The sequence below is a fragment of the Methylorubrum sp. B1-46 genome, from assembly GCF_021117295.1.
Classification (GTDB): domain Bacteria; phylum Pseudomonadota; class Alphaproteobacteria; order Rhizobiales; family Beijerinckiaceae; genus Methylobacterium.
This window is the reverse complement of record NZ_CP088247.1, coordinates 5,245,713-5,270,291: the sequence shown is the minus strand read 5'-3', so window position 1 is coordinate 5,270,291 and position 24,579 is coordinate 5,245,713. Positions and strand designations below refer to the sequence as shown.

At 68.3% G+C, this 24,579-nt stretch carries 24 protein-coding genes; 13 read left to right on the top strand and 11 right to left on the bottom strand.

Annotation, left to right across the window (positions count from 1 at the left end; all coding sequences use genetic code 11):
* Nucleotides 1-2 precede the first annotated feature (2 nt).
* The 7 genes from puhA to hemA are packed head-to-tail and all read left to right on the top strand — an operon-like array spanning nucleotide 3 to nucleotide 5,453.
* A complete protein-coding gene (gene puhA / locus LPC10_RS24435; protein WP_231344828.1) occupies nucleotides 3-776 on the top strand; it encodes a photosynthetic reaction center subunit H in 774 nt (257 codons plus the stop codon).
* A gap of 24 nt (nucleotides 777-800) precedes the next feature.
* Nucleotides 801-1,484 (top strand): photosynthetic complex putative assembly protein PuhB, encoded by a 684-nt coding sequence (gene puhB, locus LPC10_RS24430; protein ID WP_231344826.1) that lies wholly within the window; start codon nucleotides 801-803, stop codon nucleotides 1,482-1,484.
* Nucleotides 1,485-1,499: 15 nt separating this feature from the next.
* Nucleotides 1,500-1,970, top strand: coding sequence for a photosynthetic complex assembly protein PuhC (puhC, locus tag LPC10_RS24425; protein ID WP_231344825.1), 471 nt, complete (start codon nucleotides 1,500-1,502; stop codon nucleotides 1,968-1,970).
* 17 nt (nucleotides 1,971-1,987) lie between these two features.
* Entirely contained in the window at nucleotides 1,988-2,284 is a 297-nt protein-coding gene (locus LPC10_RS24420) for a hypothetical protein (protein WP_231347141.1), read from the top strand.
* A complete protein-coding gene (acsF, locus tag LPC10_RS24415; protein ID WP_231344823.1) occupies nucleotides 2,281-3,369 on the top strand; it encodes a magnesium-protoporphyrin IX monomethyl ester (oxidative) cyclase in 1,089 nt (362 codons plus the stop codon). Before LPC10_RS24420 ends, acsF begins: the two co-directional genes overlap by 4 nt.
* A 1-nt stretch (nucleotide 3,370) precedes the next feature.
* A complete protein-coding gene (gene puhE / locus LPC10_RS24410; RefSeq protein WP_231344822.1) occupies nucleotides 3,371-4,180 on the top strand; it encodes a putative photosynthetic complex assembly protein PuhE in 810 nt (269 codons plus the stop codon).
* Between the two features lie 55 nt (nucleotides 4,181-4,235).
* Nucleotides 4,236-5,453 carry a 5-aminolevulinate synthase gene (gene hemA, locus LPC10_RS24405; protein WP_231347140.1) on the top strand — a complete coding sequence of 406 codons (1,218 nt, stop codon included), beginning with the start codon at nucleotides 4,236-4,238 and terminating at the stop codon, nucleotides 5,451-5,453.
* A 17-nt stretch (nucleotides 5,454-5,470) separates the two neighbouring features.
* On the opposite strand, the gene LPC10_RS24400 is transcribed toward hemA, so the two are convergent.
* From LPC10_RS24400 to clpS, 3 genes are all read right to left on the bottom strand, one after another.
* A complete protein-coding gene (locus tag LPC10_RS24400) occupies nucleotides 5,471-5,743 on the bottom strand; it encodes a hypothetical protein (protein WP_133088872.1) in 273 nt (90 codons plus the stop codon).
* 135 nt (nucleotides 5,744-5,878) lie between these two features.
* The gene (gene clpA, locus LPC10_RS24395; protein WP_231344821.1) at nucleotides 5,879-8,377 is read right to left on the bottom strand and encodes an ATP-dependent Clp protease ATP-binding subunit ClpA; all 2,499 of its coding nucleotides are present in this window, start codon (nucleotides 8,375-8,377) and stop codon (nucleotides 5,879-5,881) included.
* Between the two features lie 22 nt (nucleotides 8,378-8,399).
* On the bottom strand, nucleotides 8,400-8,795 hold the full coding sequence (gene clpS, locus LPC10_RS24390; protein ID WP_133089059.1) for an ATP-dependent Clp protease adapter ClpS: 396 nt from the start codon (nucleotides 8,793-8,795) through the stop codon (nucleotides 8,400-8,402).
* A gap of 448 nt (nucleotides 8,796-9,243) precedes the next feature.
* Here clpS and LPC10_RS24385 point away from each other — a divergent pair, with 448 nt between their 5' ends.
* The gene (locus tag LPC10_RS24385) at nucleotides 9,244-10,728 is read left to right on the top strand and encodes an SPOR domain-containing protein (RefSeq protein ID WP_231344820.1); all 1,485 of its coding nucleotides are present in this window, start codon (nucleotides 9,244-9,246) and stop codon (nucleotides 10,726-10,728) included.
* A gap of 127 nt (nucleotides 10,729-10,855) precedes the next feature.
* Here LPC10_RS24385 and LPC10_RS24380 read toward each other — a convergent pair whose 3' ends face one another.
* On the bottom strand, nucleotides 10,856-11,551 hold the full coding sequence (locus LPC10_RS24380; RefSeq protein WP_231344819.1) for a DnaJ domain-containing protein: 696 nt from the start codon (nucleotides 11,549-11,551) through the stop codon (nucleotides 10,856-10,858).
* Between the two features lie 69 nt (nucleotides 11,552-11,620).
* On the bottom strand, nucleotides 11,621-12,766 hold the full coding sequence (locus LPC10_RS24375) for a S1C family serine protease (protein WP_231344818.1): 1,146 nt from the start codon (nucleotides 12,764-12,766) through the stop codon (nucleotides 11,621-11,623).
* Nucleotides 12,767-13,327: 561 nt separating this feature from the next.
* Between LPC10_RS24375 and LPC10_RS24370 the strand changes: the two genes are divergently transcribed.
* The gene (locus LPC10_RS24370; protein WP_108942654.1) at nucleotides 13,328-13,543 is read left to right on the top strand and encodes a hypothetical protein; all 216 of its coding nucleotides are present in this window, start codon (nucleotides 13,328-13,330) and stop codon (nucleotides 13,541-13,543) included.
* Nucleotides 13,544-13,551: 8 nt separating this feature from the next.
* Here the strand turns inward: LPC10_RS24370 and LPC10_RS24365 are convergent, their stop codons facing one another.
* On the bottom strand, nucleotides 13,552-14,481 hold the full coding sequence (locus tag LPC10_RS24365; RefSeq protein ID WP_231344817.1) for a DUF817 domain-containing protein: 930 nt from the start codon (nucleotides 14,479-14,481) through the stop codon (nucleotides 13,552-13,554).
* A gap of 116 nt (nucleotides 14,482-14,597) precedes the next feature.
* On the opposite strand from LPC10_RS24365, the gene LPC10_RS24360 reads away from it, so the two are divergent.
* The 3 genes from LPC10_RS24360 to LPC10_RS24350 all read left to right on the top strand — a co-directional run bounded on the left by LPC10_RS24360 (nucleotide 14,598) and on the right by LPC10_RS24350 (nucleotide 19,007).
* Complete coding sequence (locus LPC10_RS24360; RefSeq protein WP_231344816.1) at nucleotides 14,598-15,098, top strand: hypothetical protein; 501 nt, start codon at nucleotides 14,598-14,600, stop codon at nucleotides 15,096-15,098.
* 105 nt (nucleotides 15,099-15,203) lie between these two features.
* Nucleotides 15,204-17,369 (top strand): methylmalonyl-CoA mutase, encoded by a 2,166-nt coding sequence (gene scpA, locus LPC10_RS24355; RefSeq protein ID WP_231344815.1) that lies wholly within the window; start codon nucleotides 15,204-15,206, stop codon nucleotides 17,367-17,369.
* A 204-nt stretch (nucleotides 17,370-17,573) separates the two neighbouring features.
* Nucleotides 17,574-19,007 (top strand): mannose-1-phosphate guanylyltransferase/mannose-6-phosphate isomerase, encoded by a 1,434-nt coding sequence (locus LPC10_RS24350; protein ID WP_231344814.1) that lies wholly within the window; start codon nucleotides 17,574-17,576, stop codon nucleotides 19,005-19,007.
* On the opposite strand, the gene glpD is transcribed toward LPC10_RS24350, so the two are convergent.
* The 4 genes from glpD to LPC10_RS24330 all read right to left on the bottom strand — a co-directional run bounded on the left by glpD (nucleotide 18,995) and on the right by LPC10_RS24330 (nucleotide 21,320).
* Nucleotides 18,995-20,506 carry a glycerol-3-phosphate dehydrogenase gene (gene glpD, locus LPC10_RS24345; RefSeq protein WP_231344813.1) on the bottom strand — a complete coding sequence of 504 codons (1,512 nt, stop codon included), beginning with the start codon at nucleotides 20,504-20,506 and terminating at the stop codon, nucleotides 18,995-18,997. The genes LPC10_RS24350 and glpD overlap by 13 nt on opposite strands.
* A complete protein-coding gene (locus tag LPC10_RS24340; RefSeq protein WP_231344812.1) occupies nucleotides 20,503-20,811 on the bottom strand; it encodes a hypothetical protein in 309 nt (102 codons plus the stop codon). The genes glpD and LPC10_RS24340 overlap by 4 nt, the downstream gene beginning before the upstream one ends.
* 8 nt (nucleotides 20,812-20,819) lie before the next feature.
* Nucleotides 20,820-21,005: a hypothetical protein gene (locus LPC10_RS24335; protein ID WP_231344811.1), complete on the bottom strand. Its 186-nt coding sequence runs from the start codon at nucleotides 21,003-21,005 to the stop codon at nucleotides 20,820-20,822.
* 105 nt (nucleotides 21,006-21,110) lie between these two features.
* Nucleotides 21,111-21,320: a hypothetical protein gene (locus tag LPC10_RS24330; protein WP_231344810.1), complete on the bottom strand. Its 210-nt coding sequence runs from the start codon at nucleotides 21,318-21,320 to the stop codon at nucleotides 21,111-21,113.
* Nucleotides 21,321-21,655: 335 nt separating this feature from the next.
* Here LPC10_RS24330 and LPC10_RS24325 point away from each other — a divergent pair, with 335 nt between their 5' ends.
* Nucleotides 21,656-23,299, top strand: coding sequence for an inorganic phosphate transporter (locus LPC10_RS24325; protein WP_231344809.1), 1,644 nt, complete (start codon nucleotides 21,656-21,658; stop codon nucleotides 23,297-23,299).
* A 12-nt stretch (nucleotides 23,300-23,311) separates the two neighbouring features.
* On the opposite strand, the gene glcE is transcribed toward LPC10_RS24325, so the two are convergent.
* Complete coding sequence (gene glcE / locus LPC10_RS24320; RefSeq protein ID WP_231344808.1) at nucleotides 23,312-24,502, bottom strand: glycolate oxidase subunit GlcE; 1,191 nt, start codon at nucleotides 24,500-24,502, stop codon at nucleotides 23,312-23,314.
* Nucleotides 24,503-24,579: the final 77 nt, after the last annotated feature.

Sequence of the window (24,579 nt, the reverse complement as noted above, 5' to 3'; positions counted from 1 at the left end):
CCATGCCCAGAGGCGAGATCACCGGTTACATCGACGTCGCTCAGGTCACGCTCTACGCGTTCTGGATCTTCTTTGCGGGCCTCGTCTTCTACCTGCGCCGCGAGGATCGGCGCGAGGGCTACCCGCTCGAGAACGAGGCCGCCGGCCGCCTGAAGAGCCCCGACCCGATTCTGATCCCGACGCCGAAGGCGTTCCACCTGTCGAGCGGCCACACGATGTACGCGCCGCAGACCAATGTCGCCTATGACGCGAACGTGCCGAGCGCCCGCCGCGAGGTCTTCCCCGGCGCCCCCTACTTCCGCACCGACACCTCGCTGCAGGCCGGCGTCGGCCCCGGCTCCTGGGTGCCGCGCCACGACGAGCACGACCGGACCTGGGACGCGCAATACCGCATCGTCCCCCTGCGCGTCGCCGACGCCTTCGTCGTCCACGAAGACGGACCGAACCCGATCGGCATGCCGGTCTTCGGTGCCGACCGGCAGGTCGCCGGCACCGTGGTCGATCTCTGGGTCGATCGCGGCGAATCCTTCGTGCGCTACTACGAGGTGGAACTTGGCACGGGCGGGCGCCGGGTGCTGATGCCGGTGACCTTCTGCACCACCGGCCGCTTCTCCCGCACGGTGAAGACCGAGGCGCTGCTGGCGGCGCAGTTCGCCGACATCCCCGGCATCAAGGATCCGGACTCCGTCACCCTGCTCGAGGAGGAACGGATCATGGCGTACTTCGGCGCCGGCACCCTCTACGCCTCGCCCGCCCGCCAAGAACCGATACTCTGAACCCATTCTCTGAGGGCCGATCCTATGAGCGAGTCGGATTTCCTGCCCGAGGGGACGCTGCGCGGCCTGCCCGGTCCGCTCCCGCCGGGGGAGCGCATCCTGTGGCGCGGCGCCCCGACGCTTTCCGGCGTGCTGCTACGCGCCTTCCACGCCCGGCTCGTCATGGCGTGGTTTGCCGGCACCGCCACGATGCTGGCGGTCGGCGCCACCGCGACCGCTGGGCCGGCGCGCGCACTCACCGTGGCCGGTACGACCCTGCTGATCGGTCTCCTGGCTCTCGGGCTGCTGACCTTCCTCGCATGGCTCGTCCATCGCACCACGGTCTACACGCTCACCGATCGGCGCATGGTGCTGCATGTCGGCATCGCTCTCCCGATCACCCTCAACCTGCCGCTGGCCCGGATCGAGTCGGCGGATTTGAGACTGTTCTCGGACGGCAGCGGTGACATTCCGCTGCTTTTGCCGCCCGGCGAGCGGGTCGCTTACCTCCATCTGTGGCCGCATGCCCGCCCCTGGCGGGTGAGCCGCCCGGAGCCGATGCTGCGCTCCGTGCCCGATGCCCGGAGCGTAGCGGCCCTGCTCGCGCCCGCGCTTGCGGCGCAGGCCGGCGGTCTGGCCAAAGACCCGGCGCGCACCGGTGAGCCCGCCACCGTCACCGGTCGGGCGAGCGCTACATCCGGCGGTCTCGCCGCCGCCGGAGCGCGGTAGCCAGGGGAGGGATCAATGCCCGTCGAGCTGAACTTCCGCAGACAACCGGAGAAACCGCCGTCTCAGCGGCCGGCGCTGCTGGCCGTCGCGGCCCTGCTCGGGGTGGCTCTGACCGCAGTGGCCCTCGGCCGCGGGCAGGAGCCGGTGCCGGAGGAGCGTCCGGCCCGCCCGATCCAGACTCTGGCCTTCCACGCCGAGGACCAACCGGACGGCGCCATCGATCTGCGCAGCGCCGAACGCGGAACGCTGGTCGCCCGGATCGAGCCGGGGCAGGACGGTTTCATCCGCGGGACCCTGCGCGGGCTCGCCCAGGCCCGGCAGCGCGAGGGCCAGAGCCGCGAGCCGCCCTTCACCCTCACGCGATTCGACAACGGGACGTTGTCGTTGGAGGATGGGGCCACCGGGCGGCAAGTGCCGCTGCTGGCCTTCGGTCCTTCGAACGCGAAGGCGTTCGCCCGCCTGCTGCCCGGCACAGAGCTGCGGTGATGGGAGAGGGGGCGGACATGGCCTGGATCGGCAAGACGGTCGTCGAGGTGCCCTGCACCGTCGAGATCGAGCAGACGCCGGAGAGCCTGCACGCGCATGTGACGCTCGATGGCGGGTTCGAGATCGAGCCCGGCGACGAGGTCCAGATTCACGATGCGCCGACCGAGGTGCCCTACGGCGAGCGCCTCACCGTGCGCCGCACCGCCACCGTCACCCGCGCAGGCCGGCTGGAGCGGGCCTGGACCAAGCTGATCGCCCATCTCGAGCTGACCGAGCTCTACGAGGTGAGCTTTTCCGAACGGAGGAAGCTGTGAACGCCAACGTCCAGCCCGCTGCGGGAGTGCCGTTCCCGCGCCAGCCGCTCAACGACTCGACCAAGAGCGCGCAACAGACGACGTTCCTGAGCCCGCGCTTCTACACCACGGATTTCGATGAGCTCGACCGCACCGATGTCGAGCCCGTGCGTCGCGAGTGGGACATCCTGATCGAGGAGCTGCGCTCGGACCCGAACAAGCGCCACTTCGTGCGCAACGAGGAGTTCGACTGCGACCTCGCCGACATGGACCCGGAACTGCGCAAGGAGTTCCTCGACTTCCTCGTCTCCTCGATCACCGCCGAGTTCTCGGGCTGCGTTCTTTACGCGGAGATGCGCAAGCGGGCCAAGAACAAGGACATCAAGGAGCTGTTCGGCTTCATGAGCCGCGACGAGGCGCGGCATGCCGGCTTCATCAACGACACGCTGAAGGATTTCGGCGTCGGCGTCGATCTCGGCTTCCTGACGAAGGCGAAGAAGTACACCTTCTTCAAGCCGAAGTTCATCTTCTACGCGACCTACCTCTCCGAGAAGATCGGCTACGCGCGCTACATCACGATCTATCGCGAGCTGGAGCGACATCCGGAGCGGCGCATCCACCCAATCTTCAAGTGGTTCGAGAAGTGGTGCAACGACGAGTTCCGCCACGGCGAGGCCTTCGCGCTGCTGATGCGCGCCAACCCGAAGCTGACGGAAGGGGTCAACCGCTACTGGATCCGGTTCTTCCTGCTGGCGGTGTTCGCGACGATGTATGTCCGCGACCATTGCCGCCCGGCCTTTCACAAGGCGCTCGGGGTCGATCCGACCGACTACGACTTCAAGGTGTTCCGGATCACCTCCGAGATCTCGAAACAGACTTTCCCGATCACCCTCGACCTCGACGATCCGCGCTTCAAGGCGGGACTCGACCGGCTTTTGGTCTGCGCCGACAAGATCGCTGCCGCCAAGGCGGAAGGGGGCCTTTCCGGCAAGCTGAAGCACGGTGCCCAGACCGTCGTCGCGGCGGTGACCTTCGCCCGGCTCTACCTGTTGCCGGTCAAGCAGAACGCCATGCCCGCCGACATCCGCCTCGATCCGGTCTGGTAGCATGGGCGTCTACGCCGCTCCGGCGCTTTACGCCGTCCTGCTGTGGTGGTCGGCCACCGGGCTGGTGCTGGTGCTCCAGCACCTGCCACGACGGACGCATGCCCGCAGCATGATCGCGGCGAGCGCCGTGCTGGCCGGCGCGCTCTGGACCATCCGCGCAGTTGCGGACGACGATACGGAGACAGGCGCCTATCTCGGCTTCACCGCCGCGGTGGTCGTCTGGGGCTGGCAGGAGATGAGCTACTATATGGGCTTCGTCTCCGGCCCGAAGCCTGCCGCCTGCGCGCCGAACCTGCGCGGGTTCGACCGCTTCTTCGCGGCGCTCGCCACCAGCCTGTGGCACGAATTCGCGATCCTGATCGGCGGGCTCGCCATCCTCTGCCTCACCTGGGGAGAGGGGAACCGGGTGGCACTCTGGACCTACGGCCTGCTCGCGCTGATGAACGCCTCGGCGCGGCTCAACCTGTTCCTTGGCGTGCGCAACCTTCACGCCGAGTTCCTTCCGCCGCATCTCGGCTATCTCGCCTGCTACCTGAGCCGGCGGCCGATGAACCCGCTGTTTCCGTTCTCGGTGACGCTGGGCACCGCCGCGACGGTCCTGCTCGCCCGCTTTGCGCTCGGGGAAGCGGCTGCGCCGCACACGGTGACGGGCTTTGCCCTGCTCGCGACGCTCGCGGCCCTCGCCACGCTGGAGCACTGGTTCCTGATGCTGCCGCTGCCCTCGGCGGCGCTCTGGAACTGGAGCCTTCCCGGCCGTGCCGCCCCCACGGCGGCCGAGGTGCCCGAAACCGGGGCAGTGCACCGCGAATGAGGTGAGACGGACGCAAGATCCGCCCACCGGCATCATCTTCTTCGGGGAGGACGGCATGGATTACGAAGCGTTCTTCGGCAGTGCGATCACCAGTCTCCACCGGGAGGGGCGCTACCGCGTCTTCACCGATCTGGAGCGGCAGGCGGGACGGTTTCCCTACGCGACGCATCACAGCCCCGGCGGGGAGCGCGAGGTCACCGTCTGGTGCTCCAACGACTATCTCGGCATGGGCCAGCACCCCTCGGTGCTCCGCGCGATGCACGAGGCGATCGACCGATGCGGCGCCGGCGCGGGCGGCACCCGCAACATCTCCGGCACCAACCATTACCACGTGCTCTTGGAGCAGGAACTCGCCGACCTCCACGACAAGGAGGCGGCGCTGATCTTCTCATCGGGCTACGTCTCGAACTGGGCGGCGCTCGGCACGCTCGCCTCGAAGCTTCCGGGCTGCGTGGTCTTCTCCGACGAGGGCAACCACGCCTCGATGATCGAGGGCATCCGCTCCAGCCGGGCCGAACGCCAGATCTTCCGCCACAACGATCCGGAGGATCTGAACCGCAAGCTCGCTCTGATCGAGCCCGGCCGGGCCAAGCTCGTCGCCTTCGAGTCGGTCTATTCCATGGACGGCGACATCGCCCCGATCGACGAGATCTGCGATGTCGCCGAGGCGCACGGGGCGCTCACCTATCTCGACGAGGTCCACGCGGTCGGCCTCTACGGCGCGCGGGGCGGCGGCATCTCGGAGCGGATGGGTCTCGCTCACCGGCTCGACGTGATCGAGGGAACGCTGGGCAAGGCATTCGCCGTTCATGGCGGCTACATCACCGGCTCGACGCAACTCTGCGACTTCGTGCGCAGCTTCGCCTCGGGATTCATCTTCACGACGTCGCTGCCGCCCGCGGTCGCGGCCGGCGCCGTGGCCAGCATCCGCCATCTCAAGGCGAGCCGTGTGGAGCGGGCGCGGCATCAGGAGCGGGTGGCGCGAGTGCGGCAGGCGCTGGACGCGGCCGGCATCCCGATGCTGTCCAACCACAGCCACATCGTGCCGGTGATGGTCTGCGACCCCGTGCTGTGCAAGGCGATCAGCGACACCCTGCTCGACGAGTTCGGTATCTACGTGCAGCCGATCAACTATCCGACCGTGCCGCGCGGGACGGAGCGCCTGCGCATCACGCCCTCGCCGCTGCATTCCGACGCCGATATCGACCATCTCGTGGACGCGCTGAGCACGATTTGGCGGCGGATCGGACTGAGCAAGGCTGCGGCTGAGTAGAGGATCGGCGGGCCGCGCTACATCTTCTTCTCGAGCGCGGCTTTCACCTGCATGAGCTGATCCCACACCACACCGGGGCTGGTGCCCATCGCCTCGAGCACCGCGTTGACGCCCCAGAACACGCCGAACAGGATCACCGGCACCAGAATCCAGCCGAGGATCTCCTCGCCGCGGTGACGGGCCTTGCGGCGGCGGCGGCGCCTCTCGCGGGACGTCAGCGGATTCGGCCGCGCCGGAGCCGGCTGTGGCGCGACAGGCGTGAGGGGCCCCTCCTGCGCGTCGCTCGTCATGTGACCCCCATTGCTGGCCGAAGTCGCTCTCTCTGACAGAGAACGGCGCCGCCCATATCCGGGAGCCGGCGCAGGAACGCAACCCGCGCCGGCCTCGAAGATCGCTCACGGTTGCGCGTGAGCGACCCTGTGCCCTTAGACCTTGAGCGGCACTTTCGGCACGGTGCGGACGGAGCCACCACCGGAAGAACCGCCTCCGGACGGTCCACCGTCGCGCTTGGTCGTCTTCTTCCGCGGGGCCGAGCGCGGCTTTGAGCGCTTGCGCTTGGCCGCGTTGGCGACGTCCGTTTCCGGCTTCGGCGTGACCGGCCCGGCAGGGAACTCGAAGCCGAGTTCGCCCTTGCCCTTTGCGGTCTCGCCCTTGCCGTCCTCGCCCTCGGGCTTCTTCAGCACGACCTTGACGGCGCCGCCATCCTTGAGCCGGCCGAACAGCACCTCGTCGGCGAGCGGCGTCTTGATCGTGGACTGGATCAGGCGAGCCATGGGGCGGGCACCCATCGCGTCGTCGTAACCGTTCTCGACGAGCCAGTCGCGGGCCTCGTCCGAGAGTTCGATCGTGACGTTGCGGTCGGCAAGCTGCGCTTCGAGCTGCAGCACGAACTTGTCGACGACCTTGGCCACGACTTCCTTCGGCAGGTGGCCGAACGAGATGATCGCATCGAGGCGGTTGCGGAATTCCGGCGCGAACAGCCGGTTGATCGCCTCGACGTCGTCGCCCGAGCGCTTGGACTGGGTGAAGCCGTAGGCCGACTTCGCCAGATCCGAGGCACCCGCATTCGACGTCATGATGATGATGACGTTGCGGAAATCGACCTGCTTGCCGTTGTGATCGGTCAGCTTGCCGTGGTCCATCACCTGCAACAGGATGTTGAACAGGTCCGGATGCGCCTTCTCGATCTCGTCGAGCAGCAGCACGCAGTGCGGGTGCTGATCGATCCCGTCGGTGAGCAGGCCGCCCTGATCGAAGCCGACATAGCCGGGCGGTGCACCGATCAGCCGCGAGACCGTGTGGCGCTCCATGTATTCCGACATGTCGAACCGCAGCATCTCGACGCCGAGCGACGCCGCGAGCTGCTTGGCGGCTTCGGTCTTGCCGACGCCGGTCGGGCCGGCGAACAGGTAGGAGCCGATCGGCTTGTCGGGATCGCGCAGGCCCGCACGCGCCAGCTTAATCGCCGAGGTCAGCGCCTCAATGGCGTTGGTCTGGCCGTAGACGACCCGCTTCAGGTTCTCGGTCAGGTTCTTGAGCACCACCGCGTCGTCCTTCGACACGGTTTTGGGCGGGATCCGCGCCATCGTGGCGATGGTGGTCTCGATCTCCTTGACGCCGATGGTGCGCTTGCGGCGCGCCTCCGGCACCAGCATCTGCGAGGCGCCGGTCTCGTCGATCACGTCGATCGCCTTGTCGGGCAGCTTGCGGTCGTTGATGTAGCGGGCCGACAGCTCCACCGCCGCCTTCACGGCATCGGTGGTGTACTTCAGCTTGTGGAACTCCTCGAAGTAGGGCTTGAGGCCCTTAAGGATCTCGATCGTATCCGGGATCGACGGCTCGTTGACGTCGATCTTCTGGAAACGGCGCACCAGGGCGCGATCCTTCTCGAAGTACTGGCGGTACTCCTTGTAGGTGGTCGAGCCGATGCAGCGCAGCGCGCCGGAGGCGAGCGCTGGCTTCAGCAGGTTCGAAGCGTCCATCGCGCCGCCCGACGTGGCGCCCGCACCGATCACGGTGTGGATCTCGTCGATGAACATGATGGCGTTGGGATGCGCCTCGATCTCCTTCATCACCTGCTTGAGGCGCTCCTCGAAGTCGCCGCGGTAGCGGGTGCCGGCAAGCAGCGTGCCCATGTCGAGGGAGAAGACGGTCGCGTCGGCCAGAACCTCCGGAACCTCGTGCTGGATGATTTTTCGCGCAAGTCCTTCTGCGATGGCCGTTTTTCCGACGCCTGGGTCGCCCACCAGCAGCGGGTTGTTCTTCTGGCGGCGGCAGAGCACCTGAATCGTACGCTCGACCTCGGAATGGCGACCGATCAGCGGGTCGATCTTACCGTCGCGCGCCTTCTTGTTGAGGTTGACGCAGTAGGCCTCCAGCGCGTCGCCCTTCTTCTTGGGCCGCGCCTCGTTGTCCTCGCCGCCGGGACGCTCGGAGGCACTCTCCTCCTCGGCACCGCGCACGGGCTTGGCCTCGGAGGCTCCTGGGCGCTTGGCGATGCCGTGGCTGATGTAGTTCACCGCGTCGTAGCGGGTCATGTCCTGCTCTTGCAGGAAGTAGGCAGCGTGGCTCTCGCGCTCGGCGAAGATCGCGACGAGCACGTTGGCGCCGGTCACCTCCTCGCGGCCCGAGGACTGCACGTGAATCACCGCGCGCTGGATGACGCGCTGGAAGCCGGCGGTCGGCTTGGCGTCCTGGCGCCCGTCGCCCGTCAGATTCGAGAGTTCGGTGTCGACATACTCGACGAGATTGCGGCGCAGCACGTCGATCTCGACGTTGCAGGCCCGCATCACGGCGGCGGCATCCTGGTCATCGACGAGCGCGAGCAGGAGATGTTCGAGGGTCGCGTATTCGTGGCGGCGCTCTCCGGCCAAGGCCAGGGCGCGGTGGAGGGCTTGCTCGAGGCTGCGTGAGAAGCTTGGCAATGCTCTGGCCTTCGCTGGATGCCTATTTCTTTTCCATAACGCACTGAAGCGGATGTTGGTGCTTGCGGGCGAAATCCATCACCTGCGTCACTTTCGTTTCCGCGACTTCGTAGGTGAATACGCCGCACTCCCCCACGCCATTGTGGTGGACGTGCATCATGATCTGGTAGGCGTCTTCGTGGCTCTTGTTGAAGAAGCGCTCCACGACGTGCACGACAAATTCCATCGGCGTGTAGTCGTCGTTGAGCAGCAGCACGCGGTACAGGCTCGGTCGCTTCGCGCGCGGCTTGGTCCGGGTGATGATCGCGGTGCCCGAACGATCGTCGTCGCCCGGGTTGCGCGGGGTCGAAGCCGCACGCACCGGCACCCGTCCCCGACCCGCCTCCTGCACTTCGTTCTGGATCAGCTTAGAAGACATCTGAATCGAAGCGACCTTGGTCTGGCAGCCTTCGGCACCGGCATCCCGGTGGAGGGGCGCGGTGCTCACCAGGCAATCTATAGGCCGATCGGCGACTGCGCCAGAGAGGTGCGTGAAACTGTCCGGCCGCGCCATATCCTCCGGCCTCTACCTTCGACGTCGCTCGCACCCGCGTCCCCGCACATGCGCGTGAAACGCGCTCCAGCGGTCGCCGGTGCCTGATCGCGAGGAGCTAAATCATTGGCACGGGGCGGGCGCCGTTGCCGCGTCAAGATTGGCTTAATCCCTGTGGCAAAAGGGCGATCTCGAACTTGGATGCGGTCGCATTAACGGCCGCGTAACCGCGTTCATCCTACCGTCCTCGCCAGAGATTGCGGACCCGGTGGCGGTGTCCGTGAAGGGTGCCAGCCGGGCCGGAATGCCCGACTGTCGAGGCGAAGGTTTCGAGATGCGTCGCGTAGAAGGCCGGCCCACCACGGGGTCCCGCGCTGTCGCCGTGCTGCTCCTGGCGACGAGTTTTCTCGTCGCGGTGGCCGATCCCGCGGAGGCCAAGCGCCGGGGCCACGCCCGCAAGGCGGTGAGCGGCTACAACCCGCCCTACGCAGCCATGGTCGTCGACGTAAAGTCGGGCCGGACGCTCCACGCGGTCAACGAGGATGCGCTGCGCCACCCGGCCTCGATCACCAAGGTGATGACGCTCTACATGCTCTTCGAGCAGATGGAGCGGGGCCGCTACGACCTCGATTCGCCGCTCTCCATCTCGGCCAAAGCCGCCGCCCAGGCACCGTCGAAGCTCGGCCTGCGCCCCGGCTCGACCATCACGGTCGAGGAGGCGATCAAGGCGCTGGTGACCAAGTCGGCCAACGACGTGGCCTGCGCCATCGGCGAGAACATCGCCGGCTCCGAGCCGCGGTTTGCCGACATGATGACCCGCAAGGCCAAGGCGCTCGGCATGAGCCGCACCAACTTCGCCAACGCCTCGGGCCTGCCGGACCCGGATCAGATCACCACGGCGCACGACCTCTCCATCCTGGCGCGCGCCATTCAGGATCGGTTCCCGCGCCAGTACCGCTACTTCCAGACCCGCTCCTTCGCCTTCCGCGGCCGGGTCATCGGCAACCACAACCGCCTGCTCGGCACCGTCGAGGGCGTGGACGGCATCAAGACCGGCTACACCCGCGATTCCGGGTTCAACCTGATGACTGCGGCCAAGCTCGGCGACCGCCAGATCGTGGCGATCGTGCTCGGCGGAAAGTCGGGCGCGAGCCGCGACCGGATCATGGCCGACCTCGTGCGCGCCAACTTGCCCCGTGCCTATGCCGGCGCCCGCCAGACGGCGCCCGTGGTCGAGGTGGCCGAGCGCGGCCGTCCGGCGGTCGTCGCCGAAGCCGAGTCCCGCACCCGCACCGTCCTCGCCTCGGCAGATGACGACGGGATCGAGACCACGAGCTCCACCAGCACCGTGCCCCTCGACATTCGTCCCTCCACGACGACGCCGGGTTCGCGCCGCGCCGGCCTCCAGGCGCTGCCGAACGCCGCCCAGGCCTATGCCGGGCCGGCGAGCCAGGCGCCGTTCCCGAGCACCGGCGGCAAGACCACCGCCCGTCTGCCCGCCGTCGAGGGCGTCGCCTCCCGCGCCGAGGGCCCGCCGAAGGATGCCCGCGGCGACAGCGCCAAGCCCGTCACGCCGAGCCCCTGGGTGATCCAGCTCGGCGCCATGGACGACGAGGACAAGGCGAAGTCGATCCTCGCCGACGCCCGCAGCCGCACCGGCATGCTGTCCAAGGCCGCGCCCTACACCGTGCGCGTGACGCATGGCGGCACCACGCTCTACCGCGCCCGCTTCTCGGGCTTCTCCGAGCAGAGCACCGCGCAGGATGCCTGCGCCGCGCTGAAGAAGAACGGTTTCAACTGCTTCGCCACCCGGAGCTGATCGGATCCAACAAGCCTCCTCGGTGCGGCGGCCGGCGCGTTCGGCCGGCTACCGCCCGACGGCAAGAGCCGCAGCAAGACGGCCAGACTGCTCTCGTCATATCGACCCTGACAACGCGCGTGGAGTTCTAGCGATGTCGGTTCACCAGCCTGTCACGCGCCGCGTTCACACGCGCCGCCCGCTCGACGCTGCCGCCCTGGTCGGGATGCAGCCGCTTCATCAGCGCCCGATGAGCCGCGCGGACCTCCTCCAGGGACGCCCCGCGCTCAAGCCCCAGGACCTGATAAGCCTCCTCCTCCGTCATCGTCCCTGGCTTCGCCGCGCCGCCCGACCGCGGGTCTCGGTCGCTATCAGCGTCTACACGCCAGCCGGATTGCCGGCGGTCGAGATACGCCTCTAACAGGCGCGTGCCCTCGGGATCGTGCGGGCGCAGAAGGATCGTCAGCTCGATCAGCGCCTCCGTCGGCACCGCCGAGAGACGGCGCCCGGCGAAGGGGCCCACGAAGAGGGTCCCGTCCACCGGCGCGCCGTCGAAGGCGAATTCGAGTTCGAGCGAGGCCGTGCGCAGGGGCTGCGGTTCGCGATACCCACGCCACGCGCGGACCCGACGGATCACGCCCGCCTCGCCCTCCGTCAGCCAGGCTCCACCCGCGCCGAGCAATAGGGCAAGGAGGAAGCTGCCGCGCAGCGACAGCACGAAGGCCGCGGCCAGCAGGGTGTAACCGGCGAGCAGCCGGGGCGTCAGGCCGAAGGGCAGGCGCCCGTTGCGGCGGCCGAGCCACCAGAATCCGATGAGCGCCAGAAGGCCGAGGGCGAGGAGCATGCCTCGCTCTTCGGCTGGTTCGACCCGCGCGTAAAGCGCTCATCCGGAGCGACACCCGGGTGATCGACGTCACAACCGCGTCTGCGCCACATCCGCCGTGTTCACCCGAACGGTCCGCACCCGGCCGTCGCGCTCCACCAGCAATGTGACCGGGCGGTCGAGCCCCGCCTCCTCGACGACGGCGGTGAGATCCGACAGGCGGTGGACCGGGTGACCGTTGGCCCCGACGATGACGTCGCCGATAGTGCCGCTGCGGGGATCGACACCGCGCAAACCCGCCTGCGCCGCCGGCGAGCCGGGGAGCACCCGCAGCACCACGACGCCGTCGATGCCGAGGCGCGCGGCGGTCGCCTCCTGGCCGGCGATGATGCCGATGCCGGGATTTCGTACGCGCCCGTTCTTGATCAGGTCCGGCACCACCCGGTTCACCACATCGACCGGCACCGCGAAACCGATGCCGGCGCTGGCGCCCGAGGGCGAGAAGATCGCCGTGTTGACGCCGATGAGACGGCCCGCGGAGTCGAGCAAGGGTCCACCGGAATTGCCCGGATTGATCGCCGCATCGGTCTGGATCACGCCCGACAATTCACGGCCCTCCTGCGTCGGCAGGCGGCGCTGGAGCGCGCTGATGACGCCGGTCGTCAGGGTGTGGTCGAGGCCGAACGGGTTGCCGATGGCGAAGGCCGATTGCCCGACCTTGAGGTCGGCCGAGGTTCCGACGGCGAGCGGCGGGGGCATCTTGGCGACGCGTCCGAGCTGGAGCACGGCGAGATCGTAGCTCGGCGCGGTGCCGACGACCCGCGCGCCCACCACCTCGCCGGAGGCGAGCCGCACCGAGATCGAACCGCCACCTTTGGTCGCGGCCTCGACCACGTGGTTGTTGGTCACGACATGGCCGGCGGCGTCCCACACGAAGCCCGTGCCGGTCTGTGTGCCGGAGCCCTGCTGCTGCTCTCCCTGGCCGAACTCGTCATCCGGCTCCATCAGCGCACGTCCTTGCGCCGCCGCCTGGGCGAAGACGTGGACGACGGAGGGCGCGGCGCGGGCGAACAGGTCGACCGTCGTTTTCTCCGCCGCCGACAGGTCACCGCGCGCGGTCACCGAACGCGGCGCGTCCGCCGAGTACAGGAAGGCGAGGATGTAGGGCTGCGCCACGAAGGCGATCAGCAGCCCGAGAGTGACGCCCAAGGCGATCCGCACGAAACGATCCGGCACCGACAACCCCAACCGATGAGCCCGCTCTCGCCTGAGCATGGCCCGAGCCCTTGCCTCGACCGGCCCGCGCGTCCATCCACCACGTGCCCCCGCGTCGGCGGTACGGACAGCGTTCAGACTCGCTCGATCACACTCCGCGATATGCAGTCGATGGCGACGGCGATCGTGGAACCTCGAAGAATGAGACTTAGCTGTGTCCGGTGTGGCCTCCGGTCAACAAATCCCCGCTTTCCCGCACAGGCCGGGTGGGTGCGGCACCGCACGGCCAAGCCTGCTGCCTCAGAGTAACCAATTGCATACTGTTTCGTACGCAGTGTCGTCTTACTGATGAAGGCATCCGTGGGCGGGTCTGGACCAATTCTTGGCGAAACCAAGGCAAAGTTCAGATGAGGAACTGCGACGAAACGGTGACCGACTGGCTGTCGAGCACTCGAATTGATCGCAAAGCCGCCCCAGAGATGCTCCGATCGCCCTTGAAACTTTGAACATACCGTCCCGACGGCATCAATCGTCGCGGCGTCCTTCAACGGACGGATACGGTTCGCACAGGAAGAACCCGAGATGGAAACCGAAGCTCTCGAACGTCCTGCCGATCTCACCATTTGGCGCACGCTGCCGGCCTCCTCTCCGCTGGCTCAGCCCGAGCGCTACGGCACCCTGCGCGAGGCGCTCGCCGCCGCCAAGGGCGCGCTGGGCGACCCCTCGAAACAGCCCTGGATCATCACGGAAGAGGGCGAGATCCTCTCCCCGAACTGGATCCGCACCTACGTCAACTGATCGCCGCCTCAGCGCGCGGGTCGCGGCTGCGCCGGATCGGCGGGCCGCGCGGGTTCCGTCTCGGAGCAAGGCTCCGGCCGGTTCACCAGCGTGACCAGCACATAGGACACGATCATCAGCAGGAACCACGAGCCGAGCTTGGCCGCCGAGACCGGCGACCAGCCGGCCGTCTGGTTCGGGTAGAGCCAGACACGGCTCGCCGTGCCGATGTTCTCGGCGAACCAGATGAAGAGCGACACGAGGACGAAGCCGAGCAGCAGCGGCATCTGACGATGCACGTGCCAGACCTTGAAGTGCACGATCGTGGCGCCGAACAGCAGACCGGTTGCGACGAACAACAGCGCGCGTAAGTCCGCCATATAGTGGTGGCTGAAGAAGTTGACGTAGATCGCGCCCGCCAGCGGCAGCGTGAACATCAACGGCGGGTGCCGCGTGAAGCGGAAGTCGAACAGGCGCCAGACACGGGCGATGTAGGAGCCGATGCTGGCATACATGAAGCCGGTGAACAGCGGCACGCCCATGATCTGGAGCCAGCTCGCCTCCGGGTAGACCCACGAACCGACGCCTGTCTTGAAGATCTCCATCGCCGTTCCGACGACGTGATAGAGCGCGATGACCTTGGCCTCCTCCCACGTCTCCATGCCGAGCGCGAGTAGCGCGACCTGGATCAGCACGGCCGCGAGCGTGAGGAAGTCGTAGCGCGAGAGCGATGCGTCGGCCGGGTAGAACAGGTGCGTGCCGATCAGGAGAGCGCAGATCAGCCCGCCGAACAGGCAGGCCCAGCCCTGCTTCACCCCGAAGCGCAGGAACTCGTAGGCGAAAGACGGCATGCGGCCCGCAGCCTGAGCGCGCTCGCCGAGCCTTTGCTCGGCCGCGACGAAGCCCGCGAGAAACGGCCAGGTCCGCGCCGCGCTCGGCGCCGTTCGCCACCGCCTCATTCCGATCCCCCGCCACGCTCGTCACTCGTAGCGACACAGGCGGTCGAAAGCGGCCGTTTGACGGTCACGCGCGCCTCACCGCACATTCGGCGCAGCAAGCGCAGCGGGGAGGGGGCGTGCAGGCGAGCGAAGTCGAGGATCGGGCGCAGGCCCGGCAACGAATGGAGCGCGAACTGCGCCGGCTCGAAGGGCTCGCGGCGCGCAAGCGGTTCCGCAGGCGGAGCCTGCGGGCGCTGCGCGGATCGGCCGGCGCTGCGGCGACCTTCGCCGCTCTCCTGAAAGTGAAGGTGATCGGGACGCTTGCCGGCAAGGTGGCCATCGCCGTCCTCGTCGGTCTCGGCCTCGCGTGGCCGGCCTTGATTATCGGCGTGGTCGGCCTCGTCGGGATCGTGCTGGCCTTCGTCAGCCTGTTCTCGGGCGAGGGCGGCTCACACCATTTCGACTGCGATTGCCCCAGCGACTGCGCCGGCAAGGAGAAGCGGGCCGAGCGGCTCAAAGGGCTGATCGCCCAGCGCCGCGCGTGGCTGGCGACACCGTCGGGACCGGCCCCGAGCGTGCGCTGGGACGCCCGCGGACGTCATCACCTGTCGGAAAGCCGGCGCAAGCGCGGCCGATGAACCCCGCCTTATGGACAGTAGCCGCGTTTGGTGGCTTGCCTATAATGCTCAAAAAAATTCATCGTCTTGGCCGACGCCGAGACTGACGCCAGGAACAGCCGCACGATGAGCTCCCGGATCCCCGATTTCGCCTCCGTCGCCTATGCGACCGACGGCTTCAAGGCGCCGCCTCCGCCGGCCGGGGAGCCGTGGATGACGCCCGAGGGCATTCCGGTGAAGGGGTTCTACGGTCCCGAGGACCGCGAGGGCTGCGAGGGCATCGACTCGTTCCCCGGCCTGCCGCCCTACCTGCGCGGGCCTTATCCGGCGATGTATGTCACCCAGCCCTGGACGATCCGGCAATATGCCGGATTCTCCACGGCGGAGGATTCGAACGCCTTCTACCGGCGCAACCTCGCGGCCGGCCAGAAGGGCCTCTCGGTCGCCTTCGATCTCGCGACCCACCGCGGCTACGATTCGGATCACCCGCGCGTCTCGGGCGATGTCGGCATGGCGGGTGTCGCGATCGACTCGATCTACGACATGCGCACCCTGTTCTCCGGCATCCCACTCGACGAGATGACGGTGTCGATGACGATGAACGGCGCGGTGCTGCCCGTGCTCGCCCTCTACATCGTCGCAGCCGAGGAGCAGGGCGTGCCGCCGGAAAAGCTCGCCGGCACGATCCAGAACGACATCCTCAAGGAGTTCATGGTCCGCAACACCTACATCTATCCCCCCAAGGGATCGATGCGGATCATCTCGGACATCTTCGGCTACACCTCGAAGAACATGCCGAAGTTCAACTCGATCTCGATCTCCGGCTACCACATGCAGGAGGCCGGGGCGACGCAGGATCTCGAACTCGCCTACACGCTGGCCGACGGCGTCGAGTACATCAAGGCGGGTCTTGCGGCGGGCCTCACCATCGACCAGTTCGCGCCGCGTCTGTCGTTCTTCTGGGCGATCGGGATGAACTTCTTCATGGAGATCGCCAAGATGCGGGCCGCGCGCCTGATCTGGGCCAAGCTCGTCAAGGAGTTCGAGCCGAAGAGCGACAAGTCGTTGCCGCTGCGCACCCACTCGCAGACGAGCGGCTGGTCGCTCACCGCGCAGGACGTGTTCAACAACGTCACCCGCACCTGCATCGAGGCGATGGCGGCGACGCAAGGCGGGACGCAGTCGCTCCACACCAACGCGCTCGACGAGGCGCTGGCGCTGCCCACCGACTTCTCGGCCCGCATCGCCCGCAACACGCAGCTCTTCCTGCAGCAGGAGAGCGGCACCACCCGGATCATCGATCCGTGGGGCGGCTCCTACTATGTCGAGCGGCTGACCCGGGACATCGCCGACCGCGCTTGGGAGCATATTCGCGAGGTCGAGGCGCTCGGCGGCATGGCCAAGGCCATCGAGGCCGGCATCCCGAAGCTGCGCATCGAGGAGGCGGCAGCGCGCGCCCAGGCGCGGATCGATTCCGGCCGGCAGACGATTGTCGGCATCAACAAGTACAAGCCCGACGACGAGATGAAGATCGATCTGCTTCGCGTCGACAACGCCGACGTGCGCGCCAAGCAGATCGACAAGCTCAAGCGCCTGCGCGCCGAGCGCAACCAGGCCGACGTCGATGCGGCACTCGCCGCCCTAACGAAGGCCGCGGACGGGGAGGGCAACCTGCTCGAACTGGCGGTGAACGCGGCGCGGGCCAAGGCCACGGTCGGCGAGATCTCGGAGGCGCTGGAGAAGGCCTGGGGCCGTCACCGCGCCGAGATCCGCTCGATCTCGGGCGTCTACAAGCGAGAGGTGGGCGGCATGTCGCCGGTGGTGGAGAAGGTCCGCGGCCTCGTCGAGGCCTTCGAGGAGAATGACGGGCGCCGCCCGCGCATCCTGGTGGCCAAGATGGGCCAGGACGGGCACGACCGCGGCCAGAAGGTGATCGCCTCGGCCTTTGCCGACCTCGGGTTCGACGTCGATATCGGGCCGCTCTTCGCCACGCCGGAGGAAGCTGCGCGGCAAGCGGTGGAGAACGACGTGCACATCGTCGGCGTCTCCTCGCTGGCGGCCGGTCACCTCACGCTGGTGCCGGAATTGAAGGCCGCGCTGAAGACGGAGGGACGCGACGACGTGATGATCGTGGTCGGCGGCGTGATCCCGCCGGGGGATTACGACGCGCTCTACGCCGCCGGCGCCTCGGCGATCTTCCCGCCGGGGACGGTGATTGCGGAAGCGGCGGTGAAGCTGCTGGGCGAGCTCAACGGACGTCTCGGCTACGGCGAGCGGCAGGCGGCTGAATAGCCCTTTCCAAGTCCGGGCGGAGGCTCTGCCTCCGCCGTTTCTCGACCGGCTTTCTCCGGATTTACCTGAATCGCAGGCATGTCGGCCCGCCTCGTGGTGCCGTGCGGGTGGATCAGCTAAGAGGGCGGGGCTGATTTTCGCGCTTGCCGCTCCCGCACTTGTTCCGACCGGCTGGCGCCTCTCGATACGCGACGGGGCTGGGCCATGGCCGAGGCGGACCACGAAACAATCCTGCCCGTGATCCTCTGCGGCGGTTCGGGCACGCGGCTGTGGCCGGCCTCGCGCGAGAGCATGCCGAAGCAGTTCACGCCGCTCGTCGATCCCGCAACCTCGACCTTCCAGGCCACCGTCCGCCGCGTCGCCGACGGGCGCGTGTTCGCAAAGCCGACCGTAATCGCGTCCGCCGAGTCCCGCTTCATCGTCGCCGAGCAACTGGCGCAGAGCGGTATCTCCGCCGACATTCTGCTCGAACCCGAGCGGCGCGATTCCGCCGCCGCCGTGGCGGTGGCCGCGCTCCACGGCGCACACCGGGGTCCGGCGACGGTGGTGCTGGTCATGGCCGCCGACCACGTGATCGAGGATGCCGCCGCCTTCGCTCAGGCCGCGCAGGAAGCCGCCCGCGGCGCCCGGCTCGGCCAGATCATGACGCTGGGCATCACCCCGACCCGGCCCGCGACCGAGTACGGCTACATCCGCACCGGCGGCGCACTTCCCAACGCTCCGGGTATCTACCGTGTCGAGCGCTTCGTCGAGAAGCCGGATATCGCTGGGGCCGAGCGTCTGATCGGGGACGGCGCCCTGTGGAACTCGGGCTACTTCCTGTTCCGCGCCGACGTGATGATCTCTGAGCTGGAGGCGTACGCTCCGCAGGTGCTGGAAGCCGCCCGCGGGGCGCTCGCGAACGCCGCCACCGATCTCGACTTCGTCCGGCTTGAGGCGGCGTCCTTCGCGCGGGCCCCGAAAACCTCGATCGACTACGCCGTGATGGAGCGCACCACCCGCGCGGGGGTGCTGGCGGTCTCCTTCGCGTGGTCGGATGTCGGCACCTGGGACGCCGTCTGGCAAGTGCTGGAGCGCGATGCGCAGGGCAACGCCGTACGCGGGCGGGTCGAGCTGGTGGAGACGACCGGCAGCCTCGTGCACAGCGAGGGCGACGGGCTCACCACGGTGGTCGGGCTCGACAACGTGGTTGTGGTCGCGACTCCGGATGCGGTGCTGGTCGCCTCGAAGGCGCAGTCGGGCAAGGTCAAGGATCTCGTCACGGTGCTGCGCGAGAAGGCGCATCCGGAGGCGGACGCCCATCGCCGGATGTACCGGCCTTGGGGCTGGTATCAGCGCATCGACATCGGCGAGCGCTTCCAGGTGAAGCGGATCATGGTGACGCCGGGCGGGCGGCTCTCGCTGCAGAAGCACTTCCACCGGGCCGAGCACTGGGTGGTGGTGAAGGGCACCGCCGAGGTGACGCTCAACGATTCAATCATCCTCGTCCACGAGAACGAGGCGGTCTACCTGCCGATCGGCGCGATGCACCGCCTGACCAACCCCGGAAAGATCCCGCTCGAACTGATCGAGGTGCAGGTCGGCTCCTATACCGGCGAGGACGACATCATCCGCCTGGAGGACGTCTACGGCCGCTGAGATCCGGGACCGGATGCGGCGGCGAGGTAGCGCCCGAGCCGCGCGACCCCCTCTCGATCCATGTGCAGGCCGAGCTTCGAGCGGCGCCAGAGGATGTCGTCGGACGCGCGCGCCCATTCGTGCCGCACCAGGTAGTCGACCTCGCGGGCGCTGAGATCGCCGCCGAAGGTCTCGCCGAGATCGGGGAGGGCACGCGCATCGCCGAGCAGCCGGGCGGCGCGGGTGCCGTAGGCGCGGGCGAGCCGCCTGACCGTCGCCTCGGGCAGGAACGGGTACTCGGCTGCGAGCGTACTCGCAAACTCTTCGAAATCCGCGCCGGGCATATCGCCGCCGGGCAGCGGCGCTCCGCCGGTCCAGGCAGGCTTCATGCCCGGTAGGTGCGGCCTCAGCTTCTCCATCGCGTGCTCGGCGAGCCGCCGATAGGTGGTAATCTTGCCCCCGAACACCGACAGGACCGGCGGCCCGTCGTGGTCGAGTTCGAGCACGTAGTCGCGGGTCACCGCCGAGGCGTTCGCGGCGGCATCGTCGTAGAGCGGGCGCAGCCCCGAAAAACTCCAGACCACATCGTCCGGGCCGATCGAGCGCTCGAACGAGCGGTTGATGCAGGCGCAGAGATACCGCGTCTCCTCGGCCGAGATGCGAACCGGGCCGGGCTCGCCCTCGTGCGCCACGTCGGTGGTGCCGATCAGGGTGAAGTCACGCTCGTAGGGGATGGCGAAGACGATGCGCCGGTCGGGCTGCTGCAGGATGTAGGCCTGATCGCCCTCGTAGAGCCGCCGCACGACGATGTGGCTGCCCTTGACGAGCCGCACCTTCGGCCGGGCCTCGAGCGCGAGCGTGCGCAGCAGCGTCTCGCCGACCCAGGGGCCGGCGGCGTTGACGACGATGCGGGCCCGCACGCTCTCCCGCTGCCGCCGCTCGGAATCGTAGAGGGTGATGGTCCAGGCGCCGGCCTCGCGCCGGGCGGATTCCACGGTGGTGCGAGTGCGGATCTCCGCGCCGTGCTCGGCGGCGTCGAGGGCGTTCAGCACGACGAGGCGGCTGTCCTCGACCCAGCAATCGGAATAGGCGAAGCCGCGCGTCAGGCGCTTCTGGAGCGGCGCGCCGACACCGTCCCGGCCGAGGCGCAACGCCTCCGAGCGCGGCAGCGTCTTGAGGCGCGCGAGGTGGTCGTAGAGGAACAACCCGACCCGCAGCATCCAGGCCGGGCGCAGGCCGGCATCGTGCGGCAGGACGAAGCGCAGCGGCCAGATGATGTGCGGGGCGAGCCGCATCAGCCGCTCGCGCTCGGCCAACGCCTCGCGCACGAGCCGGAACTCGTATTGTTCGAGGTAGCGCAGGCCGCCATGGATCAGCTTGGTCGAGGCGGACGAGGTGTGCTCGGCCAAGTCGCCGCGCTCGCACAGCAGCACGCGAAGCCCCCGCCCAGCGGCGTCGCGGGCGATGCCAACGCCGTTGATGCCGCCGCCGATCACGAGGAGATCGAAGGGGCCGCTCACGCGCGGCCCAGACCGCCGAAGCCGAGGCTGACCACGATCCCGATCAGCACGGCGGCCCCGAGGCAGCGCCGCCACGGATTGACCCCACGGGCGATCTCATCGATCGCCCAGACGCTGAGGCTCAGGAGCGCGACGACCCGAAGTCCAGCGAAGACCGGAGCCGGCAGGCCGGGCATCACCGCCTCAAGCAGCCATTCCAGGGCCGAGGCGGCGGCGAAGATCCACAGGGGGGCATTCGGCCATTGGCCGATCACGACGGCGCCGGTGCGCCGATCGCGGAAGAACCAATCGAAGGCCCGGCGCAAGCGAGGTCTCAGGTCCGGTCCGTGCCCTTCGCGGCACGGATCGGCTCGCAGATCTTCGGGCTGATCTGGTCGAGATACGGGCAAGCGTTGGTCTCGTACCAGCCGCGCAACTCGGGCTGCTTCGGCGCGACGTACATGGCCGTCAGGACGAAACCGCCTGCGATCAGGATCAGAAGCAGGAGAAGGTTGCGCAAGGGCGGGCTCCAAGCCGTCGGGTCTCGGCGGAAAAGCCGGGCTCCTCGCGGCAGACGCGCGAAGGCCGGGAGAGTTCCCTAGCCAAGCCTTGCATCGGCGCCCCGTCAACGGCGCAAGTCGTCCACGGTCTGCGGCCGGGTATGGGTCAGCGGACCCTGCGAGCCGGGCAGGAGACCGAGATCCTGAAGCAAGAGCATGGCAAGCAGTGCCGCGATCAGGCTGCCGATACTCATCAGGATGGTAAGGTTCCGCCGCCGGACGATGATGAGGACCAGCACGACGAGCAGGGCAAGTGAGAGCGCGAGCGTCAACATGGAGGACGTTCTACGACGATCCGGCCTGCCGCGTCCCGCCTGCCGCGGGTCTCCGCGATCGGAACGAGCGTCAATTTATCTCCGAGCCAATTCGGATCAGGAACGAGGAGCGACAGTCCAAAGCTTCAAGACATCTGCCCGAATCGTCCTTCCGCAAGCGTCATCAAAAATTCACGGAACCGCAAAGCTCATAAACATTTGTAAGTTCGGTGGCGGATCCGGTGCGGCGGCAGGTGCTGCCTTGTCACTTCAAGGCGGTGGCCCGGCGAGCGGGATCGGTCCGCATCCATGCCGACCCATACCGATCGCAGCCGTCGAAGGTCTTCGAGGTTCAGATGTCAGACGCTCTCAGCCTGGCGAGCGACGGTTCGACCGCCGAGCGCGCCGAACCGTCGGCCCACGGTCCAAATCTCGGCGGGCGCACGCATCCGGCGGGTATCGGCCTGTTCTTTCTCGTGCTCGTCGGCGGCATCGGCTACGCGCTGTTCAACCTGATCACCGACATGCAGGCGGCCGGCCAGCCGCCGCTGGCGATCGGCGCCTTCGCGTTGCTCGGCCTCGCGCTGCTCATCGCACTCGGCTTCGAGTTCGTGAACGGGTTTCACGACACCGCCAACGCGGTCGCGACGGTGATCTACACCCACAGCCTGCCCCCCGCCGTCGCAGTGGTCTATTCGGGTGTCCTGAATTTCCTCGGTGTCGTCGTCTCGACCGGCGCCGTCGCCTACAGCGTGGTGACGCTGCTCCCCGTCGAACTGGTGCTCAAGGCGGGTTCGAGCGCGGGCTACGCGATGATCTTCGCGCTGCTCATCGCGGCCATCATCTGGAACCTCGGCACCTGGGCGCTCGGCCTGCCGAATTCCTCCTCACACGCGCTGATCGGCTCGGTCCTCGGCGTCGGCCTTGCCAACCAGCTCCTCGCTCCCGAGGGGTCGGACACGTCCGGCGTGCAGTGGGATCAGGCGTGGAGCGTGCTGCGCGCCCTGCTGTTCAGCCCGGTCGTCGGCTTCGTCATGGCGGGCCTGCTGCTGCTGGCGATGCGCTTCCTGATCCGCAACCGCGCCCTCTACCGGGAGCCGGAGGCCGACGCGCCGCCCCCGCTCTGGATCCGCGCCCTGCTGATTTTGACCTGCGGCGGCGTCTCCTTCGCCCATGGCGGCAATGACGGGCAGAAGGGCATGGGCCTGATCATGCTGATCCTGATCGGTGCCGCGCCCACCGCCTACGCGCTCAACCGGACGATGTCGGAAGCATCGACGCCCGCCTTCATTCAGGTCTCCGAGCACGCCCGAACGGTCTTCCAGAAGCGGGCGGAACAGGCTCCGCTGCCGAGCCCGGCCGAGGCACGGGCGCAGATCACCGAGGCCGCGGGCAAGAAGGATCTCGATCGGCCGGAGGTCTACGCCGCGCTCGCTGCCCTCTCGAACGACATCGCCACGCAGGTGAAGGCGTACGGAGCGCTCCGGCACGTGCCGGCGGAGGCGACGCCGAACCTGCGCAACGACATGTATCTCGCCTCCGACGCCATCCACAGCCTGAGGAAGCGTGAAGGCCTGTTCGTCAGCGACGAGGCGGAGACGCTGAAGACCTACGAGACGAGCCTGAACGACGGCACTCGCTACATCCCGACCTGGGTGAAGGTGTCCGTCGCCCTGGCGCTCGGCCTGGGTACCATGGTCGGCTGGAAGCGCATCGTCGTCACCGTCGGCAGCCGCATCGGCAAGAAGCACCTGACCTACGCCCAGGGGGCGTCCGCCGAGATCACCGCGGCGGGCACCATCGGCCTCGCCGAGGCCTACGGCCTGCCGGTCTCGACCACCCACATCCTGTCGAGCGGCGTGGCCGGCACCATGGCGGCCAACGGGTCCGGCCTGCAATGGGCCACGGTGCGCAACCTCGCCATCGCGTGGCTGCTCACCCTCCCCGCGGCGATCACCCTGGCCGGGCTCCTCTACGCCGGCCTGCGGTTCGTGTTCTGACGCGGCGTTCGATCAGATGCCGGCATACATCCGGCCGGGGTTGAAGATACCGGCCGGATCATGCGCGGCCTTGATGCCGGCGGTGATCCGCATCAGCGGCTCGGACAGCGGCTCGAAGACGGGGACCGCGGCGCGCAGGGTCTCGGGCGCGCGCACCAGCGTCGCGTGGCCGCTCCCGGCTGCCTTCACGGCGGCGCGGATCACGGCGGCACCGGCATCGTCCGCAGGGTCGGTGGCGAGCCAGATCAGGCCGCCGCCCCAATCGTAGAACCAGCGCGCGCCGCGCTCGGCCCCGATCGCTGCGGTGACCGCCGGCCCGCGGGTCGGCGCGGTGGAGATCCGCCAGATCGCGGCGCCGCGCGGCTCGGCCAGCGGCGTCGCATCGCGCACCGCGCCCCAGAGCGCGGCGCTGGCCTCGCCCTCGGCGGTATGCGCCTCCCCGTAACGGCGCAGCAGCCGGCGCAACTCGCCGAGGCGATACGCCACCGACTTAGAAAAACCCTCGACGCGCATCAGTGTGCGCGGCTCGCCGCCGCCGACCCCGCCGGGCAGATGGGCGGCGCCCGTGAGTTCGAACGGCGAGCCGAGGGCGGCGGCGAGCGCCTCGACCGCCGTCGCGTCGTCAAGGCCCGGCAGGACCAGGGTCGTGACCTGCTCCTGCACCGGCAGCACCTTGAAAGTGACTTCCGTCAGCAGGCCGAGGGTGCCCCAGGAGCCGGCCATCAGCTTCACGAGGTCGAGGCCGGTGACGTTCTTCATCACCCGCCCGCCGGACTTGATCGCTTGGCCGCGGCCGTTGACGAAGCGCACGCCGATCAGGCTGTCGCGGGCCGCGCCCGCATTGATGCGCCGCGGCCCGGAATTGTTGGCGGCCGCCACCCCGCCGAAGGTCGGCTCGCCGGTGGACCCGAGGAGCGGGCGGTGATCCATCGGCTCGAAGGGCAGCATCTGGCCGCGCCCGGCCAGCAGAGCCTCCACCTCGGCGAGCGGCGTGCCGGCGCGGGCGGCGACGACCATCTCCGCCGGCTCGTAGAGGGTGATGCCGGTGAGTCCGGTCGCGGAAAGCGTCGCCTCGTCCTGGGGCGGACGTCCGAACGCCGCCTTGGTGCCGCCGCCGACGAGCCGCAGCGGCTCCGAGCGGCCGGCCGCCTGCGCGACGATAGCGGCCGCCTCCTGCTCAGTCGCCGGCGCGTATGAGATCATCGTTTCCGTCCCGTGGGGTTTCTTTTGGGCGTTTTTGAAAGCGCGTCCGGACTCAAACCCCGATTGGACGAGCCTGG